Below are 520 nucleotides of genomic sequence, written 5' to 3'. Positions count from 1 at the left end.
GCCCCCTTGTATTACTGCACGTTGCATTAACCAACGACCCTGCATTAACGGGCCTTAATGAAATCGCCGTATTAAACGCCCAATTTTTTACCCAAACCACAGGAACAAGCCCCATGAACAAAGCTATACAACTGCTTAAAAAGCTTGATATTACCGTCACAGGTGATGTCACTGACGAGCACATTGCTCAAGGTGAAGCCGCTATTGCCGACCTTAACCAAAAAGTAAAAGCCGCCGAGAGCAAAGACACACAAATTGCCGCGCTCACCGCACAAGTTGAGCAAGGCACACAGCAAGTGGACCTTAGCAAATATGTACCCGTTGAAGCCTACAATGCCCTGTTCGGCCAACTGGCTGCGCTGAACACAGAACACCAAGGTATGACCATCGAAAGCACCATTGATAAAGCCAAGCAAGATGGTCGTGTGGTGGCCTCTGAAGTGGACTATTTAACGCAACTTGGCAAGCAACAAGGTTTAGCGGCTTTGAATACGGTGCTTGATAGTCGTAGCCCCATTGC

The 520-nt window shown here is 48.3% G+C and carries 1 protein-coding gene; it reads left to right on the top strand.

Going from position 1 to position 520, the window contains the following annotated elements; genetic code table 11:
* Positions 1-14: 14 nt before the first annotated feature.
* A partial coding sequence (locus HC733_RS22620) for a phage protease (protein WP_274602049.1) occupies positions 15-520 on the top strand: 506 nt, incomplete at its 3' end.

This window comes from Pseudoalteromonas sp. S16_S37 (assembly GCF_014694405.1).
Taxonomy (GTDB): Bacteria; Pseudomonadota; Gammaproteobacteria; order Enterobacterales; family Alteromonadaceae; genus Pseudoalteromonas.
This window is presented reverse-complemented; position numbering and strand designations above follow the sequence as displayed.